Source organism: Mucilaginibacter sp. P4_E8 (assembly GCF_056401495.1).
Genome location: NZ_JBFUJG010000412.1, coordinates 1 through 1,001, shown reverse-complemented (window position 1 = coordinate 1,001; position 1,001 = coordinate 1). Strand labels below are relative to the sequence as shown.

The window sequence follows — 1,001 nt, the reverse complement described above, 5'->3', positions numbered from 1 at the left end:
ACCATAGGGCCAGGAGTATTTGTACTATCGGCAATTGTAGCTATTGTTATAACCTTAGTTACTATTAGTTTCCAGGCCATTAAAGCGGCACTTACCAATCCGGTTAAAAGCTTAAGAAGTGAATAAAGAAAAGCCCAAAGCCTAAAGCTCAAAGCCGAAAGCTTTTTTAGTATTTAGAGTTTAGGTTTTAGAATTTAGAGATTAGAGTTTAGAAATTAGAATTTAAAAATATCATGATAAAGAATTACATTAAAATTGCCTGGCGTAACCTCAAGCGCAATAAGGCTTACGCGGCTATCAGCGTTATTGGTTTGGCATTAGGTATTGCCTGTGGCATACTGATCTTTACGCTGATCACCTACCACCTCAGTTTTGATACCTTTCATAACAATTCTGACAGGATCTTCCGTTTGTATACCGAGTGGCATGATGATGGTATTGGCAAATCAAATGGGGTGCCGCAACCTTTAGGTAAAACTTTCAGAAATGATTTTACCCTTGCCGAAAAAACTGCAAGGGTTATCAATTTTCATGATAATTTAATTACCATAACAAAAGGCAATGAGGTTAAAAAATTCAGGGAAGAAAATGGAGTAGCTTTTACCGAACCACAGTATTTTGACATTTTAAATTTCCCCTTGCTTAAGGGCGACAAAAAAACGGTATTGGTACAGCCTGGCGAAGCTATTATAACCGAAAAAATAGCCCGTAAATACTTTGGTGGCGAAAATGCCATCGGAAAAGTTTTCCGCCTGGATAATAAAGTGAATTTTACGATTACCGGCATTTTAAAAGATCTGCCTGCAAATACCGATCGTAAACAGGAGATCTACGTTTCTTATGGCAATATGGACGAATATACCGATAAGCGCCGTGAAGATAACTGGGGAGGGGTATACAGCGGAAGTGAGGCATTTACACGTTTAAAGCCAACTGTGACCATGGCACAGGGCAATAAAGCAATGGCCGAGATCGTGAAAAAGCATTATACCGGCCGCGAC

Annotated in this window: 1 protein-coding gene; it reads left to right on the top strand. The window is 39.3% G+C overall.

The features are described from left to right. Positions 1-233: 233 nt before the first annotated feature. Positions 234-1,001 (top strand): ABC transporter permease (locus AC1DRQ_RS31815; protein ID WP_477430196.1); only part of this gene is annotated, 768 nt, incomplete at its 3' end.